General features: G+C 66.0%; 14 protein-coding genes. 7 read left to right on the top strand and 7 right to left on the bottom strand.

The features are described from left to right. Positions 1–35 precede the first annotated feature (35 nt). On the bottom strand, positions 36–2,462 hold the full coding sequence (locus ABXS05_RS29980; RefSeq protein WP_311932721.1) for a GcvT family protein: 2,427 nt from the start codon (positions 2,460–2,462) through the stop codon (positions 36–38). Positions 2,463–2,564: 102 nt separating this feature from the next. Beyond that, positions 2,565–4,130 carry a trimethylamine methyltransferase family protein gene (locus ABXS05_RS29975; RefSeq protein WP_367626416.1) on the bottom strand — a complete coding sequence of 522 codons (1,566 nt, stop codon included), beginning with the start codon at positions 4,128–4,130 and terminating at the stop codon, positions 2,565–2,567. A gap of 242 nt (positions 4,131–4,372) precedes the next feature. On the opposite strand from ABXS05_RS29975, the gene ABXS05_RS29970 reads away from it, so the two are divergent. From ABXS05_RS29970 to ABXS05_RS29960, 3 genes are all read left to right on the top strand, one after another. Then, the gene (locus ABXS05_RS29970; RefSeq protein ID WP_367626415.1) at positions 4,373–5,533 is read left to right on the top strand and encodes an iron-containing alcohol dehydrogenase; all 1,161 of its coding nucleotides are present in this window, start codon (positions 4,373–4,375) and stop codon (positions 5,531–5,533) included. A 92-nt stretch (positions 5,534–5,625) separates the two neighbouring features. Then, the gene (locus tag ABXS05_RS29965) at positions 5,626–7,128 is read left to right on the top strand and encodes an aldehyde dehydrogenase (RefSeq protein ID WP_367626414.1); all 1,503 of its coding nucleotides are present in this window, start codon (positions 5,626–5,628) and stop codon (positions 7,126–7,128) included. Positions 7,129–7,223: 95 nt separating this feature from the next. Then, positions 7,224–8,333, top strand: a complete 1,110-nt coding sequence (locus tag ABXS05_RS29960) for a mandelate racemase/muconate lactonizing enzyme family protein (protein WP_367626413.1) — start codon at positions 7,224–7,226, stop codon at positions 8,331–8,333. A 265-nt stretch (positions 8,334–8,598) separates the two neighbouring features. Here ABXS05_RS29960 and ABXS05_RS29955 read toward each other — a convergent pair whose 3' ends face one another. Then, positions 8,599–9,012, bottom strand: coding sequence for a hypothetical protein (locus tag ABXS05_RS29955; RefSeq protein WP_367626412.1), 414 nt, complete (start codon positions 9,010–9,012; stop codon positions 8,599–8,601). 106 nt (positions 9,013–9,118) lie between these two features. On the opposite strand from ABXS05_RS29955, the gene ABXS05_RS29950 reads away from it, so the two are divergent. After that, positions 9,119–9,442, top strand: coding sequence for an MmcQ/YjbR family DNA-binding protein (locus ABXS05_RS29950; RefSeq protein WP_367626411.1), 324 nt, complete (start codon positions 9,119–9,121; stop codon positions 9,440–9,442). A 29-nt stretch (positions 9,443–9,471) separates the two neighbouring features. On the opposite strand, the gene ABXS05_RS29945 is transcribed toward ABXS05_RS29950, so the two are convergent. Continuing rightward, positions 9,472–10,362: a DMT family transporter gene (locus ABXS05_RS29945; protein WP_367626410.1), complete on the bottom strand. Its 891-nt coding sequence runs from the start codon at positions 10,360–10,362 to the stop codon at positions 9,472–9,474. 479 nt (positions 10,363–10,841) lie between these two features. Between ABXS05_RS29945 and ABXS05_RS29940 the strand changes: the two genes are divergently transcribed. The 3 genes from ABXS05_RS29940 (at position 10,842) to ABXS05_RS29930 (ending at position 14,171) form a co-directional block, all read left to right on the top strand. After that, positions 10,842–11,780, top strand: coding sequence for a LysR substrate-binding domain-containing protein (locus ABXS05_RS29940; protein ID WP_367626409.1), 939 nt, complete (start codon positions 10,842–10,844; stop codon positions 11,778–11,780). A gap of 60 nt (positions 11,781–11,840) precedes the next feature. Beyond that, entirely contained in the window at positions 11,841–13,016 is a 1,176-nt protein-coding gene (locus ABXS05_RS29935; protein ID WP_311932710.1) for an MFS transporter, read from the top strand. 211 nt (positions 13,017–13,227) lie between these two features. Then, a protein-coding gene (locus ABXS05_RS29930) for an IS630 family transposase (RefSeq protein ID WP_437178710.1) occupies positions 13,228–14,171 on the top strand; the annotation gives its coding sequence in 2 pieces (ribosomal slippage) (positions 13,228–13,561 and positions 13,561–14,171; 945 coding nt in all). A gap of 82 nt (positions 14,172–14,253) precedes the next feature. Here ABXS05_RS29930 and ABXS05_RS29925 read toward each other — a convergent pair. From ABXS05_RS29925 to ABXS05_RS29915, 3 genes are all read right to left on the bottom strand, one after another. Beyond that, positions 14,254–15,207 (bottom strand): glucokinase, encoded by a 954-nt coding sequence (locus ABXS05_RS29925; RefSeq protein ID WP_367626408.1) that lies wholly within the window; start codon positions 15,205–15,207, stop codon positions 14,254–14,256. Between the two features lie 111 nt (positions 15,208–15,318). Continuing rightward, the gene (locus ABXS05_RS29920; RefSeq protein WP_311932708.1) at positions 15,319–15,948 is read right to left on the bottom strand and encodes a glutathione S-transferase family protein; all 630 of its coding nucleotides are present in this window, start codon (positions 15,946–15,948) and stop codon (positions 15,319–15,321) included. A 152-nt stretch (positions 15,949–16,100) separates the two neighbouring features. Continuing rightward, positions 16,101–16,307: NAD(P)(+) transhydrogenase (Re/Si-specific) subunit beta (locus ABXS05_RS29915; RefSeq protein ID WP_367626407.1), on the bottom strand; the 207-nt coding region annotated here is incomplete at its 5' end.

Genomic DNA, 16,307 nt, shown 5'->3' with positions numbered 1-16,307 from the left:
CGAAGAGCGGACAGGATGTCCGCGCTCCGATCTGCCTACCCCCGCATCCTCAACCCCTTGGGATCGAACAGCGGTTCGGGCGCTATCCTGGCCGGGCGGCGCTCGCCGATGATCTCGATCTCGTAGGGCGCGGTGGCGTCGAAGGCCGCCGCCTCGACATAGCCGAGCGCCACCGAGGCCTTGGCGTGATGGGCATAGCCGCCCGAGGTGACCCAGCCCACCACCTTGCCATCCCGCCAGATCGGTTCGTCGCCGATGACGTCGGCATCGAGGGCATCGACCACGAAGGTGGCGAGGCGGCGCCTGGGGCCTTCGTCGCGGGCGCGCAGCAAGGCATCGCGTCCGATGAATTCGCTCTTCTGGGTCGAGACGAAGCGCTCCAGCCCGGCCTCCCAGGGCGTATAGATCGGCCGGTATTCGCGCGACCAGGAACCGAAGCTCTTTTCCAGGCGCAGCGCGTTGAGGGCGCGGCCGCCGAAGAGCCTGATGCCGAGGCCGGCGCCTTCCTTCATCAGCAGATCGAACAGCGCGCGCTGGTGCTCGGACTTGACCCAGATCTCATAGCCGAGATCGCCCGTATAGGTGACGCGCCCGATCAGGGCGGGAACGGTGCCGACATTGAAGCGGCCGACCGCCATGAAGGGGAAGGTCTCCTTCGACAGGTCGGCATCGACGAGACGGGCAAGGAGTTCGCGCGATTTCGGACCGGCGACCTGGAGGCCGACGAGGTCGAGGCCATGGGCGCGCAGGGTAACGCCGGCCTCGGGCAGATGGGCCTGGAACCAGCGCATGTGATACTGCTCGGCAAGCCCCGAGCCGAAGATCATGAAGCGGTCATCCGCCTCGCGGGCCAAGGTGAAGTCGCCGATCAGCATGCCGTTTTCGTTCAGCATGGGCGTGAGCACCATGCGCCCCCTGGCCGGCAGGCGATTCGGCAGGATGGTGTCGAGCCAGGCTTCCGCCCCCTTGCCGCTGATCTCGTATTTGGCGAAGTTCGAGATCTCCAGGAGGCCGACGCCCTCGCGCACCGCGGCACATTCGGCGGCGACATGCGGGAAATCGTTGGCGCGGCGGAACGAGAACTCGTCCCTGGCCTCTGCCTTGGACGGCGCGAACCAGAGCGCGTGCTCCAATCCGTTCATGTCGCCGAACACGGCATTGCGGCTCTCCAGCCGGTCATAGACAGGCGTGGTGCGGAAGGGACGAGCCGCCGGCAGTTCCTCGTTGGGAAAGCGGATGCGGAAGCGCCGGGCATAGTTCTCGCGCACCTTGGCGTTGGTGTGGGAGAGCGTGGTCCAGTCGCCATAGCGGGCGACATCCATGCCCCAGACGTCGAAGCCGGGATCGCCATGCACCATCCAGTTGGACAGTGCGAGGCCGACGCCGCCGCCCTGGGAGAAGCCGGCCATGACGCCGCAGGCAACCCAGTAATTGCGCAGGCCCCTGATCGGGCCGACCAGCGGGTTTCCGTCGGGCGCGAAGGTGAAGGGGCCGTTGATGACCCGGCGGATGCCGGCATTCTCGAAGGCAGGGAAATGGCGGAAGCCGACTTCCAGCGAAGGGGCGATGCGGTCGAGATCGGGGTCGAGCAGATTCTGGCCGAAATCCCAGGGCGTCACCTTCTCCGACCAGGGCACGCAGGCCTGCTCATAGGTACCCAGCAGCATGCCGCCGCGCTCCTGGCGCATATAGATCTCGCCCTCGAAATCGAGCGCGGTGATCACCTCCTTGCCGGTGGAGGCGTTGATCTCGGCGACCTCGGGCATGTCCTCGGTGAGGAAATACATGTGCTCCATGGCGAGCACGGGCAGCTCCAGCCCGACCATGCGGCCGCATTCGCGTGCCCACAGGCCGCCGCAGTTCACCACATGCTCGGCATGGATGGAGCCCTGCTCGGTGACGACGTCCCAGCTGCCGTCCTCGCGCTGGGCCATGTCGACGACGCGGTTGCGCAGCACGATCTCGGCGCCGAGGATCTTGGCCGACTTGGCATAGGCATGGGTGGTGCCATAGGGGTCGAGATGCCCCTCCAGCGGATCGTACATCGCGCCGGCGAACTGCTTTTCGTCGATCAGCGGCATCAGCTTCTTGGCTTCGGCGGCCGAGATGATCTCGGTATGCATGCCCAGATACCGGCCCTTGGCATGGGCCATCTTCAGCCAGTCCATGCGTTCCTTGGTGCCGGCCAGCATGACGCCACCTGTGAGATGCAGGCCGCAGGACTGGCCCGAGAGTTCCTCGATCTCCCGATAGAGCTCCACGGTATATTGCTGCAGCTTGGCAACGTTGGGATCGCCGTTGAGCGTGTGGAAGCCGCCCGCCGCGTGCCAGGTCGAGCCCGCCGTCAGCTCCGCGCGCTCGATCAGGGTGATATCCGTCCAGCCGGCCTTGGCGAGATGGTAGAGCACCGAGCAACCGACGACGCCACCGCCGATGACGAGGACACGGGTGTGGGATTTCATGGGCGGGAAGTCCTCTTTCCGGGTGCGCGGACGTCTCGTCCGCTCTTGGAGCCGTTACGTATGCGGGACAGGCAGAGCGGACGAGACGTCCGCGCACCCGGATTAGAAATCCGTGGGCGCGCCGCCCTCTTCCTTGCGCTTCGCCACGAAGGCGGCCAGTTCCTCGCGGATGGCCGGATCCATCGGCGGTTCCTCATAGGCAGCGAGGCGCTCCTTGTAGAGCCGGTTGGCGCGGTCGTACCCGGTAGGCGATCCCGCCTCCTGCCAGGTCTCGTAATTGCGCCAGTCCGAGATCATCGGGGCGAAGAAGGCGTTGCGGTAGCGTGCCTGGGTATGGGCGCAACCGAAGAAATGCCCGCCTGGCCCGACTTCGCGCACCGCCTCCAGCGCCAGCTCGTCGTCATCGACCTGGAACGGCATCAGGAAATGCGTGATCATGTCGAGGAGATCGGCGTCGATCACCATCTTCTCGAAGCTCGCATGCAGGCCCCCCTCCATCCAGCCGGCGCCATGCATCAGCAGGTTGACCCCGCCCATCACCGCGCCCCACAGCGAGAACACGCTCTCATAGGCGGCCTGCACGTCGATGGTGTTGGCGGCGCAGGTGTTGGAGGAACGATAGGGCAGTCCGTAGCGGCGGGCGAGCTGCCCGCCGACCAGTGCCGCCTTCATCTGCTCGGGCGTGCCGAAGGCGGGCGCGCCGGTCTTCATGTCGACATTGGAGGTGAAGCCGCCATAGGCGAAGGGTGAGCCCGGCCGCACCGACTGGGCCAGCACCAGCCCGGCCAGCGCCTCGGCATTCTGCTGGGCCACGGCACCGGCGATCGTCACCGGGGCCATGGCACCCGCCAGGGTGAAGGGCGTGAGCACGGTGACCTGGTTGCGGCGCGCCATCTGGATCACGCCCTCCATCATCGGCGTATCCAGGCGCAGCGGCGAGGAGGAGTTGATGATGGTGAAGAGCGAGGGCTCGCGCTCCAATGTCTCCTGGTCGATACCGCGAGCGATGCGCGCCATCTCGATGGCGTCGAGATTGCGCTCGCGGCCCAGCGAATAGGCATGGATGGGCTTGTCCGACAAGGTCAGCATATCCCAGAGCGCATCGAGATGGCGCACGGAGGCATGGATATCGGCCGGCTCGACCGGATAGCCGCCCCACAGATGGATGCTGTCGAGCGTGTGCCCGAGCCGGATGAGGTTCTGATAATCCTTGCGGTTGCCGGGCCGGCGGCCGCCCTCGCGGTCGGCCACGTTGGGGGCGCTCGCCACCGAGCAGAAGGCAAGATGGTCGCCGCCGAGCACGACATTGCGGGCCGGATTGCGCGCATGCAGCGTGAAGCTCTGCGGCGCCAGGCCGATTTTCGATTCGACCAGCCCGCGCGGAAAACGCACCCTGTCGGAATTGGGGTCGACCTCGGCGCCTTCGGTCTTGAGAATGGCCTTGGCCTCCGCATGCAGCACGTCGAGGCCGATCTCCTCCAGGATCTGCAGCGAGGCGAGATGGATGGCCTCGAGCTGGTCCTCCGAGACGGCGTTGACCGCCGGAAACGGCCGCCGGGGCTGGGGCCGCGAAGTCGGGGCAGCGCTGCCGGCACGCTGGCGCTCCTCCCGGCCGCGGCGGCGCGGCCGCTCCGAGGTTTCGAGCGAAAGTTCCATCGGGCTTTGCATGGCAGGCTGATCCTTTTGTCCGATCAGCCTAGCGCGCGCTCCGACGCATCGCCACGGCGAAACGGCGCTATCATTTTTTTGGATCGGGCCATCGAATAAAGGCGCACACGGCGCGCGGGGAGCAGAGATAGAGTTGGTGGGCCGACATGTCCGGGGGGCGGGTCTTCGGACCCGGCCTTACCTGGTCGGTTCGGTGTTCCATGCCGGACTGAAGACCGGCACCCCAATTTCTCGAGATTCCCATGTCCCGCTACCAGCTCTCCCATCTGCCACGCATCACCGGAGGGCCGGGCGCCCGGGACCTCGCCGGGGAGCTTACAGCCGCCAGGCTCGGCAAGGGCGCGCAGGTACTGCTGGTCGCCGATCCCGGCCTGAAGGCGACCGGCCTGATCGACGACGTCGAGGCCTCGCTGCGCAAGGCGGGGCTCGGCGTCTCAGTCTTCTCCGAGTTCGGCGGCGATCCCACCATCGCCTCAGCCGATGCCGCGGCCGCACAGGCGCGGCGGACCAAGGCGAAGGCGGTGGTGTCACTGGGCGGGGGCTCCGCGCTCGACCTCGGCAAGGTAGTGGCGGCGGTTGCGACCACCGCCGCCACGGCCCGGCGATCCGCCGAGGCCTATGAATTGTGCAAGCGCCCCTTCCCGCGCAAGCGCTTGGTTTCGCTGGTCATTCCCACCACCTCCGGCACCGGCTCGGAATGCACCCGCACCGCCATCCTCACCCGCTCGGACAAGGCCAAGGTCTGGCTCTGGGGCGAGGAGCTCAAGCCGGACGAGGTGATCCTCGATCCGGAAACCACACTCTCCTTGCCGCCGGTGCTGACGGCCTGGACCGGCATCGACGCCCTCGTCCACGCGCTGGAGGCCACCACCAACGGCAACGCCACGCCGGCCAACAATGTCTATGCGCATGAGGCCATCCGCCTCGCCGTCGGCAATCTGCCTGACGCCGTCGGCAAGGGCAGCGATCTCGCCGCCCGCGAGGGGCTGCAGCGCGCCGCCGCGCTCGCCGGCATCGCCATCGATAATTGCGGTACCGCCGTCGCCCACAATATCGGCCATGCACTGGGCTCGCTGCGCCCGGTACAGCATGGCCGCTCGGTGGCGCTCGGCATGATCGCCACCCTCGACTGGAACATCGAGGGCGATGACGGGCGCTTCGCCGCCGCGGCGCGGGCGATGGGGCTGACATCGTCAGCCGACCTGCCCGCCGCCTTCGAGAAGCTAGTGCGCGCCATCGGCATCAAGGTCTCGCTTGCCGACGAATTCGCAGGCATCACCGCCACGCGCCTCGCCGAGCAGATGGCCCGGCCCGAGAATGCCGCGATGCGCGTTTCCAACCGCCGTACGATCGAGGAGGCCGATCTGATCCGCTTCGCCGAACGCGTGCTGACGCAGGCCTGATCCTGGGACCGCCGGCATCTTGCCGGCTCTCCCTTTCCCCACGCTTTTCGTTTCCAAGAGCCGGCAGGATGCCGGCGGTCCCAGGAAGTATCATGCTCACCACCCCCTTCACTCGCTCCGACTGGGAAGCCAAGGCCGCAGCCCTCAAGCCGGAAGGCCGTGCCTTCATCGGCGGCCGCTACGTTCCCGCTCTTTCCGGCAAGACCTTCACCAAGACCTCGCCGATCGATGGCCGGGTGATCGCCGAGGTCGCCGATTGCGGCGCCGAGGACATCGAGGCAGCGGTAAAAGCAGCCCGCACCGCCTTCGAGGACGGGCGTTGGCGCTTGAAGCCTCCAGCCGAGAAGAAGCGCATCCTCCTGCGCTTCGCCGAGCTTGTCCGGGCCGATCTCGAGCATCTCGCCTTGCTCGAAACCCTCGATGTCGGCAAGGTCATCGGCAATTCACTCGCGGTCGACGTGCCCTTCTGCGCCGATTGCATCCAGTATTACGCCGAGTTCGCCGACAAGAGCTTCGACGAGGTCGCGCCAACCGGGCCCAACGATCTCGCCATCGTCAGGCGCGAGCCGCTCGGGGTGATCGGCGCCATCGTGCCCTGGAACTATCCGCTGATCATCACCGCCTGGAAGATCGGTCCGGCCCTGGTGGCCGGCAATTGCGTGGTGCTGAAGCCGGCAGAGCAGTCGCCGCTCTCGGCGCTGCGCCTCGGCGAACTCGCCCGGCAGGCCGGCCTGCCCGACGGCGTGCTCAATGTCGTGCCCGGTTTCGGCGAGAAGGCCGGCAAGCCCCTCGCCTTGCATCAAGACGTCGACATGATCTCCTTCACCGGCTCCACCGAGGTCGGCAAGCTGATGCTGCGCTATGCCGGCGAAAGCAACATGAAGCGCGTGGCGCTCGAATGCGGCGGCAAGAGCCCGCATGTGGTGCTCGCCGATGCCGATCTCGACGCCGCCGCTTCCGGCATCGCCTGGGGCATCTATTACAATCAGGGCGAGACCTGCCATGCCGGCTCGCGCGTGATCGCCCATGCCTCGATCAAGGACGAACTGGTCCGCAAGATCGGCAAGGTCGCGGCGCAGCAGATCCCCCTCGGCCATCCGCTCGATCCCGCCGCCCAGATGGGTGCCCTGGTCGAGAAGGGCCATATGGAGCGCGTGCTCTCCTATATCGACATCGGCACGAGGGAAGGCGCCACGATTGCCCATGGCGGCAGCCGGGTGATGGCGGAGACCGGCGGCTATTATGTCGAGGCCACCATCCTCGACGGCGTCGAGCCGCAGCACCGCGTGGCGCGCGAGGAAATCTTCGGCCCGGTCGTGGTCGTCAGCACCTTCACAGACGAAAACGAGGCGCTGCGCATGGCCAATGATTCCATCTACGGCCTCGCAGCGGCGGTATGGACCGGCAACATGAACGCCGCGCATCGCTTCACCTCGGGCATCCGCGCCGGCACGGTGTGGGTGAACTGCTTCGACCGTTCCTCGCTCGCCACGCCCTTCGGCGGTTTCCGGCAATCGGGCTTCGGCCGTGACCGTTCTCCGCACGCCATCGAGAAGTACATGGACTTCAAGACCGTGTGGACGGCGTATTCCTAACTCCGGGTGCGCGGACGTCCCGTCCGCATCTTGGAAACGCAGCACTCGATATTGAGGAAGAGGCGGACGGGACGTCCGCGCACCCGGAGAAGAACATGAAAATCACCGGCATCGAGATCACCCATCACCGCCTGCCCCTCGACCCGCCCTTCCATGCGAGCTGGGATTCCAAGCCACGCACCGCCTTCGACGCCACCATCGTCAGGGTCACCACCGACGAGGGCCTCACCGGCTACGGCTCGGGCGACACCATGACCGGCTTCGAGGGCCATGAGCGCTTCTTCATCGGCCAGGATCCGATGGCGATCGAACGCCATTACCGCATCCTCTCCAACATCCAATTCCATTACGGCCGCTGCTGGCCGCTGGACCTGGCGTTGTGGGACCTCGCCGGCAAGATCACCGGGCAGCCGGTGTGGAAGCTGCTCGGCGGCCTCTCCAACAAGGTGGCCGCCTATGCCTCCTCGGGCACGCTGAGGAAGCCCGAGGAACTCGCCGACGCGGCCGAGGCCTATCTCGGCCACGGCTTCAAGGCCTTGAAGATCCGCTTCCATCGCGGCGACTGGCGGGCCGACATCAAGGCGCTGGAGGCCGTGCGGGCCCGTATCGGCAACCGGCTCGACCTCATGGTCGATTGCAACCAGGGCTGGCGGATGTCCTGGGACGCCTATGCGCCCTGGACGCTCAAGGACGCAATCCCCGTCGCCCGCGAACTCGAACGGCTTGGCGTCTACTGGATGGAGGAGCCGCTGCACCGCTCCGACCGGGAAGGCATGCGGCGCCTGCGCGAAATGGTCGACATCCGCATCGCCGGCGGCGAGATGACGCGCGAGCTCTACGAGTTCCGCGACCTGATCCGCGACGGTTGCCTGGACGTGCTGCAGCCCGATGCCGCCCTGGTCGGCGGCATCACGGGCCTGCGCCGCATCGCCGCGATGGCGGCCGAGAACAACCTGACCTTCACGCCGCATACCTGGACCAATGGCATGGGCGTCGCCGCCAACTGCCACCTCACCGCCGGGCTCGCCGACGCGCCCTTCATCGAGTTCCCCTACGACCCGCCGGAATGGAGCCTGCCGCGCCGCGACTTCATGATGGCCGAGCCCCTGGCGGTCGACGGCGAGGGCATGATCACGCTGAGTGAGGCGCCCGGCATGGGCTACGCGCTGGACGAGACGATGCTGGCGAAGACGCGGGTCGGCTGAGGCTTTCGCCGAAAACGGCCCTTGATTCCGCCGGGTAGCGCTGCCCCTCACCTGTATCCTCTCCCCGCAAGAGCGGGGCGAGGAGGGCATCGGCGTCGGGCTTCATGCGGAAATCGACTTACCTCGCCCAACCGTTGAGCGAGACGCAGTGCGGCAAGGAGATACACAACATTTGCGTCCCCTCGCCCCGCTCTTGCGGGGAGAGGATAGAGGTGAGGGGCTACGCCACCGACCAAACAGCTCCTGTTGCCGCGTGCCCCCGCCCCTAGCGCCCCCGGTGCCGCGACAGTACCAGCGTGGCTCGCGCCCTGATGCCGGGGAAGCGGGTGTTCACCCCGCTCCAGCGCCAGAACAGCCGGTTGCCGCGCCGCCAGGCCGTCACCGTGCCGCCGTCGATGCAGGTACCGCGGCCATAGCGGATATGTTCGCGATAGCGCACGATGGCACCGTGCTGGCTGCGCCGGATCAGCACCCCGCCGCAATGCAGGCTGGGATAGTCGATGCGGGCGTTGCCATGGCCGTCGAAGACGAGATGGATGCGCCAGCGGCTGGGCGGCGCGCCACGCTCGCTCTGCACGCCGGTGCCGACCCAGGCAAGATGGCGCTTGGCCGGCGGCGCGGCGGCGACAGCCGGGACCGTCGCGGCGGCAAACAGGAGAAGGAGGACAAGGCGGAGCATGGACTTCATCATCCTTGCCTAGCCAGCCCCTTCAACCTTGGCAAGGCGGTGTCGACGCGGCCCGCAAAAGGATAGGCTCGCCCCACAATAGCGGGGAAAACCCATCATGGCCGATGCTGACGATTTCAGACGGATCGCCCTGTCCCTGGGTGGTACCAGCGAGGCGCCGCATTTCGAGCGTACCGCCTTCAGGGCCGTGCGCATCTACGCCACCCTCGCTCCCGACGGCCTCGGCGCCAATCTCCTCTTCACGCCGGAAGAGCGGGAATTCAAATGCCTGCTCGCCCCGGATGTCTTCCGCCCTGTTGCCAATGCCTGGGGTCGGCAGGGCTGGACCACGCTTACTCTCTCAGCCGCCAGCGAAGCGGAATTGCAGGAGGCGCTGGCGATGGCGTGGCGGCACGGTGCAGCCAAGAAGAAGAAAGGCTGATAGCAGCTTCCCTGCGGCTCCATCGCCGCTCAGGCCGTCCGCAGCCGCGCCGCGCGCGCCTCCCACCAGACCAGGCCGAGGCTGGCGGCGACGATCAGGGTCGCGCCGGCGAAGACATGGGGCTTGGGCACATCCTGCCAGAGGAGATAGCCATAGATGAAGGCCCAGACCAGGCCGGTATATTCCACCGGCGCCAGCGCCGAGGCCGGTGCGTAGCGATAGCCCTCATAGAGCAGGTACTGGGCGATGCCGGAGACGAGGCCGAGGCCAAGCATCAGGCCCCAGCCCATGGCATCCGGCGTCTTCCAGATGAAGGGCAGCGCCGCCCCGCACACCAGCACGAACAGGCCCGACGTGGCGATCATCTGGTTGGCCGTGCTCTCGGAGCGGTTGATCAGGCGGATCAGTACCGTGCCCCAGGCCCAGCAGAAGGCGGCGAACAGCACCATCGCGGCCGGCAGGAAGTCAGGCCGGCCCGAGGGATCGGCCGCGACGATCACGCCAAAAAAACCGGCGATCACAGCAAGCCACCGGGCAATATTGACCTTTTCCTTCAGGATCAGGATGGAGAGCACCACCGCCATCACCGGTGCGCCGAAATACATGGTGGTGAGATCGGCCAGGCCCAGATAGCGCGAGGCATTGTAGAAGCTGAGCCAGGCCATCAGCAAAAGCAGGCCACGCGAGGTCAGCGCCCATTTGTTGCGGCTCTGCCAGATCGGCGGCTGGCCCTGGCGCCAGGCGATCGCCATGCCCACGACCAGGATGACGACCGAGCGCAGGAACAGGATCTGCGGCACCTCATAGCTCGCCACCAGCCATTTGACGGCGGCATCCTGGATGGCGAACAGGCAATAGCCAACCGAGGCCAGCGCGATGCCGGTCAGAGGGCGTGAATCGGGGGGAGTAAGGGGGGGCATGGAGGGGTACGCGAGGCAGCAACGCAGAGCTGATAGAGGGGCTATAGCACCGTCCCCGGCTCGAGGCGAGCGAGAGCCCTGTGCTCAGATGTCGCGATTCGGTGGAATCCCCCCGGTAAGGCCCCAGACGGTTCGCTTAAACATCTTCCGGATTTGTACGATCCTTGTCATTGCCGGGCCCGACCCGGCAATCCAGCATCTTGCGGTCGGGGCTTGAAGATAGCCCGGTCAAGCCCGGCTATGACACATCGAAGCGTTTTTCCCTTCAATGAACCGCATTGCGCCAAAACCAGCGGGTGTCGCCGTTCGCGAACCGAAACGTCGTGAGCCGCAGACGCCTCTCCTCCTGTGGCACTAACCTCCATGCGTCATCATGCCCCTCGTCCAGGTCGCGCGTAGAACATTGAGTTCAGCCGAACCGGATGATGTAAGAGGATGCGATTTTCTCCCGATCGCCACGATCAACAGGGCTCGACATCATGGACAGGCGCTGGCTGCCGCTGAATGCTTTGCGAGCCTTCGAGGCGGTGGGGCGGCAAGGCAGTTTCACCGGTGCGGCCCAGAGCCTGCTGGTCTCCCAAAGCGCCGTCAGCCGCCATGTCATCGGCCTGGAAGACTTCCTCGGCGTGCCCCTGTTCGACCGCAAGCCGCCGCAGCCGGCACTCACCGAGGCCGGCAGGCGCCTCCTGCCCGTGGTCGAGAAGGCCTTCGAGCGCATCGACACCACGCTGGAGGAGATCATGCGCGAACGCGGCGAGCCGCAACGCTCCCTCAGGGTGCTGCTGCCGACGACCTTCGCCCAGCGCCTCGCCGTGCCGATCCTGCGCCATTTCCGGGCCGAATTCCCCGATCTCAGGCTCGACATCGATTCCCGCCCAGTGCCTGGCGCTGCCGAGCGGGAAGCCGACGTCGCCGTGATCTACACCCCGCCGCGGGTAGCACCGCAGGTACTCGACCTGCTCTGGATGGTGAAGCTGACCATCCTGTGCCATCCCGACGTCGCCGCGCGGGGCGACAAGACCGACATCGCCGGCTTCCTCGCCGCCAACGACCTCCTGCATGTCAAGCTCGACAGCCGCCCTCCCGCCTTCCTATGGCAGAACTTCGCCCGAGCCGCGCATGTCGCGCCGGGATCGCTCGATCGCGGCCTCGTCTTCGATACCGCCCAGCTCGCTGTGCAATATGCCCTATCGGGCGAAGGCCTGGCGCTGGTCGATCCCGTGCTGTTCGAGGACGAGATCCGGGCTGGCCGCCTGGTGCGGCCCTACGATATCCATGTCGACGACGGCTATGGCTACTACCTCTCCATCCACCCCGACGACCTCGATCGCCCGGAGATCGCCCTGTTCCGCTCCTGGCTGATCCGCCGTTTCTCGCGCCCGCCCTTCCTTCCGGAAAGCGCGGCGCCGGCCGTCTGAGCTGCCTTCTCCAACACCTCTTCTCCGCTTCCACCTCTCTCCTGCCACGAGTTCGCTGCCTTGCGTTCCCCCTACGCTTCCATCGCCGCCCTGCTGGTTGCCGTCGCCGGCGTATTGGCCGGCAATGGCGTTCTCACCACTCTTTTGCCGGTGCGCGCCGAGCTCGAACATTTCCCGGCGCTGGCCATAAGCCTGATGGGCTCGGCCTATTTCGGCGGCATGCTCGCCGGCGCCTTCCTGACGCCGCGCCTGGTGCAGCGCTTCGGCCATATCAAGGCCTTCGGCCTGTCGTCGATCTGCGGGGCGGTGATGATCCTGGTCGCCGGCACCCTGGTCGAGCCGCATGCCTGGGTGGTCATCGGCTTCCTGCGCGGCTTCTTCCTGGCCGGCATCTACGCCATCGTCGAAAGCTATCTGCAGGGCAAGGCGGAGAACCGCATCCGCGGGCGCCTGCTCGGCCTCTATTCCATCACCCAATATGGCGGCTGGGCGATCGGCAACCAGTTCATGCGGCTGGGCGATCCGGCTGCCTTCACCATTTTCGGCATCGCTGCGGCCGTGGTCATCGTCTGCCTCGCTCCGCTGCTGCTGATCGAGGATGGCCCACCGCCCAAAGGCACACGCCGGGCCGGCATGCGTCTTCTCTGGCTCCTGCGCACCACGCCGGTCGGCTTCGTCTGCGCCACGCTGATCGGCTTCGCCAATGGCCCCTTCTGGTCACTCACTCCTGTCTACGCCACCAAGCTCGGCATGGACGGGGTACAGACCGGCACGCTGATCTCGGCCATTACCCTGGGCTCGGCCGCCTTCCAGTTCCCGGTCGGCCGGCTCTCCGACGCCTTCGACCGGCGCAAGGTGCTGATCGGCCTCACCGCCCTGACCGCCCTGGTCGAGATCGGCATCTACTGGTCCGGCAAGCTCCTGGTCGGCTGGCCCTTCGTGATCACCGGCTTCGTGCTGGGAGGCATCATCTCCACGCAATATTACGCAAGCTCGGCCTATACCAACGACATCACCGGCCGCGAGAATGCCGTCGGCGTCGCCTCCGCCTTGCTGTTCCTCTATTGCATCGGCGCCGTGCTCGGCCCGATCACGGCCTATTATGTGATGCACTGGCTCGGCGATCCCGGCCTCTATCTCCACAATGCCGGTATTCACGCCGCCATGGCGGTGTTCATCCTGCTCAGGGTGCTGAGGAGCCCGGGACGGGACAAGGCTGACACGACAACGATCTGATCGGTCTCTCACAAAGATCTCCTTCTCCCCTTGCGGGAGAAGGTGCCGGCAGGCGGATGAGGGGTCTCATGATCCTATGCCGGTGTATCGGCTCGCCTCATCCGGCGCTTCGCGCCACCTCTAGAGCATGTCCTGCGATCGATGAATCGATTGTGATGTGACAGGTGGCTTGTGAGCTGATTCAACATCTGCCTTGTGGGAGAGGTTGATGATGGGAAGAGCCCTGAGCGGAGATCTACGGTCACGGGTCCTGAAGGCCTCGGCAGAAGGCATGTCGGCGCGTCGGGCTGCAGCGCGGTTCGGTGTCGGCGTTTCGAGTGCGATCCGCTGGATAGCACGAGCGAAGGTAGGCGAGTTGGCGCCTCGGCGGCCTGGCCGTAGCCGCTCCTCCAGCCTCGATGTGCATGAAGCCTTCATCGTCGGGCTGATCGAGGAACGTAAGGACATCACGCTCAACGAGATGGTGCGGCGGCTGGAGACCGAGCAATCGGTCGGGATCAGCCGCAGTGCCCTGAGCGCCTGGCTTCGTGGCCATGGCTGGACGTTCAAAAAAAGTCCGCACATGCACTGGAGCAGGATCGGCCCGACATCCTGAAACGCCGCCAGGCTTGGTTCGACGGTCAACTCGATCTCGATCCGGCAAGGCTCGTGTTCATCGATGAGACGGGGCTGTCGACGAAGATGGCGCGCTTGCGTGGAAGAGCGCCCCGTGGTGAGCGTTGCCGGGCGGGCGTTCCCCACGGTCATTGGAAAACGACCACTTTCACCGGCGCCCTGCGGTTGACCGGGATGACCGCGCCCTTCGTCTATGACGGCGCCATGAACGGCAACGTATTCCTTGCCTATGTCGAGCAGGTCCTGGTCCTGACCCTTGAGCCCGGCGACGTTGTCGTGATGGACAACCTGCCGGCCCACAAGACCGCCGGCGTGCGTAATGCGATCGAGACGGCAGGTGCGAGCCTGCTCTATCTGCCGCCCTACAGCCCCGACTTCAACCCAATTGAAAATGCGTTCTCCAAACTCAAGGCGCTGCTACGGGCAAAGGCCGAAAGGACCATCGATGCCCTATGGGAGGCAGTCGGCTCGATCATCCACCTCTTCAGCCCAGCCGAATGCGCGAACTACTTCCAGGCAGCGGGCTATGAACCAACTTAAACAAGATACGCTCTAGTCAACTCAAGAGAGTTAACGACACCCGCAAGGCGAGAAGGCTTGTCGCACCCCCACTTTGCCATCCCTACCAATGCGCCGCCACCGCCGCGCAGCCGATCAAGCCGGGCGTGGGATGGGTGATCAGGCGGATTGGGATCTCGCGCAGGAATTTCTCCAGCGGACTCTTGGCCTCGAAGGCGGCGCGGAAGGCGGCCTCGTCCATCAGCGGCGAGAGCTTCTGCACCACGCCGCCATAGAGGAAGACGCCGCCCTTGGCCGCGAACATCAGGCCAACATCGCCGGAAAAGCGGGCGAGATAGTCGAAGAACAGATGCGTGGCTTCCACCGCCACCGGATCGGCCCCCGCCACAGCCGCCGTGCCGATCTCGGCGGCGCTGCGCTCGGCGGGATGGCCGGCCAGGGTGGCGAGCGCGGTATCGATGCGCTGCAGGCCCGGGCCCGACAATACATGCTCGCCCGAAACGCGGCCGATCTTGCCGCGGATGAGTTCATGCGCCTTGGCCCAGTTCCCGGATGGCGCGCCGATCTCGGCATGCCCGCCCTCGGACGGCACCGCGATCCAGCGCGAGCCGCCGCGCACCAGGGCGCCGACGCCCAGCCCCGTTCCCGGTCCGAGCACCGCCATATTGCCACCGGCCACGGCGGTGGAGACGCTGCCGATCACCGTGGTGTCGGCCTGCGCCAGATGCGGCAAGGCATGGGCGACGGCCTCGAAATCATTGATCACGTCGAGGCGGGCAAAGCGCAGCTCCGCCGCCAGGGTCGGCGGATTGAATAGCCAGCTCTGCCGGTTGGTCGGCCCGACCATCTCGCCCGCCACCGGCCCGGCTATGGCGACGACCCCGGCATTGGGTCGTTCGCCGACATCGGCGATATAGGCTTCGATCGCCTCCCGGAAGGTCGGAAACCGCTTGTTCTCGTAATGCCGCTCGCTGCGATAATCGGTGCGGCCCTGAACGACGAGGGCAAACCGGCTGTTGGTGCCGCCGATGTCGCCCAGCAAGGTCAGGTCTGTCATGAGAATCCGTCTTCTTGGTTGTTGCCTATGGCGTTTTACGACTTGATCGGGGCAGCAAGATGTAGCGCCTGCCTTCCTCGCGTCAAAGCCCTTTGAAGGATCAAGCCCGGATCAATCCGGCCGCCCTTCGTGCTGGCGCCAGGCCGGCCCGATCACCGGATGGGCCTGCAGGGTCTTGTACAAGGTCCGGAAAGCCGGCAAGGCCCGCGCCTGTTCATGCCAGCCGGCGATCATGGCGGCATAGACGTCGACGATGGTGACGATATCGCCGAGCAGGAAAGGCCCGACCATCTCATTGGCGAGCAGGGTGAAGATACGGTCGGAATCCCGCTTGGCCGCTTCGGCGACCGCGGCCTTCGCCGCCTCGCTGCCATCGGCCGTGAAGCGATCGGAATAATAGGTCCTCAAGGCCGCCGGATAGGCGTTGGTCGCCAGGAACATCAGCCAGCGCAGCGAGATGGCGCGCGCCGTCGAGCCCGCGGCCGGCAGCAGGCCGGCACCGGCGGAGGCTTCGTCGATGGTGAGCAGGATCGCCGCCGTTTCGGTCAGCACCGTGCCGCTGGGCAGAATCACCGCCGGGACCTGCGCGGCGGGGTTGACAGCAAGGAAATCGGGGGCCTGCTGCTCGCCCTTGTCGGTATCGATCAGGATGCGCTCGGGCGTGATCCCCGCCCAGGCAAAGGCGACGTCGACCACCAGGGAACCGGTGCCGGGACACCAATAGTGCCGCCATTGCCGCATCGCGTCCTCCTCCCGAGCCTTATACTTGCCGTTGTATTGTTAGGCTGGATTCGCCGTCATTGCGAGTTCCGCCAATTCGCGGGATTGGCGGAGCTCGCAATGGCAGCCCCATGATCGGCACATATGAGACGCGACGGAGTGCCAGGCCTCGTTCAGAACCCCTTGATGATTTCCTCGACCATTTTCTTGGCATCGCCGAAGAGCATCATGGTGTTGTCCTTGAAGAAGAGTTCGTTCTCGACGCCGGCATAGCCCGAGCCCATGCCGCGCTTGATGAAGAGGACGGTCTTGGCCTTCTCGACATCGAGGATGGGCATGCCGAAGATGGGCGAGGCCGGGTCGGTCTTGGCGGCGGGGTT

It is taken from the genome of Labrys neptuniae, assembly GCF_040797145.1.
GTDB classification, from domain to species: Bacteria; Pseudomonadota; Alphaproteobacteria; order Rhizobiales; family Labraceae; genus Labrys; species Labrys neptuniae.
This window is presented reverse-complemented; position numbering and strand designations above follow the sequence as displayed.

What these genes read in the sequence shown, in the direction of transcription:
- ABXS05_RS29980 (WP_311932721.1), bottom strand. Translation starts at nt 2,462, where the DNA reads ATGAAATCCCACACCCGTGTCCTCGTCATCGGCGGTGGCGTCGTCGGT.
- ABXS05_RS29975 (WP_367626416.1), bottom strand. Translation starts at nt 4,130, where the DNA reads ATGCAAAGCCCGATGGAACTTTCGCTCGAAACCTCGGAGCGGCCGCGC.
- ABXS05_RS29970 (WP_367626415.1), top strand. Translation starts at nt 4,373, where the DNA reads ATGTCCCGCTACCAGCTCTCCCATCTGCCACGCATCACCGGAGGGCCG.
- ABXS05_RS29965 (WP_367626414.1), top strand. Translation starts at nt 5,626, where the DNA reads ATGCTCACCACCCCCTTCACTCGCTCCGACTGGGAAGCCAAGGCCGCA.
- ABXS05_RS29960 (WP_367626413.1), top strand. Translation starts at nt 7,224, where the DNA reads ATGAAAATCACCGGCATCGAGATCACCCATCACCGCCTGCCCCTCGAC.
- ABXS05_RS29955 (WP_367626412.1), bottom strand. Translation starts at nt 9,012, where the DNA reads ATGCTCCGCCTTGTCCTCCTTCTCCTGTTTGCCGCCGCGACGGTCCCG.
- ABXS05_RS29950 (WP_367626411.1), top strand. Translation starts at nt 9,119, where the DNA reads ATGGCCGATGCTGACGATTTCAGACGGATCGCCCTGTCCCTGGGTGGT.
- ABXS05_RS29945 (WP_367626410.1), bottom strand. Translation starts at nt 10,362, where the DNA reads ATGCCCCCCCTTACTCCCCCCGATTCACGCCCTCTGACCGGCATCGCG.
- ABXS05_RS29940 (WP_367626409.1), top strand. Translation starts at nt 10,842, where the DNA reads ATGGACAGGCGCTGGCTGCCGCTGAATGCTTTGCGAGCCTTCGAGGCG.
- ABXS05_RS29925 (WP_367626408.1), bottom strand. Translation starts at nt 15,207, where the DNA reads ATGACAGACCTGACCTTGCTGGGCGACATCGGCGGCACCAACAGCCGG.
- ABXS05_RS29920 (WP_311932708.1), bottom strand. Translation starts at nt 15,948, where the DNA reads ATGCGGCAATGGCGGCACTATTGGTGTCCCGGCACCGGTTCCCTGGTG.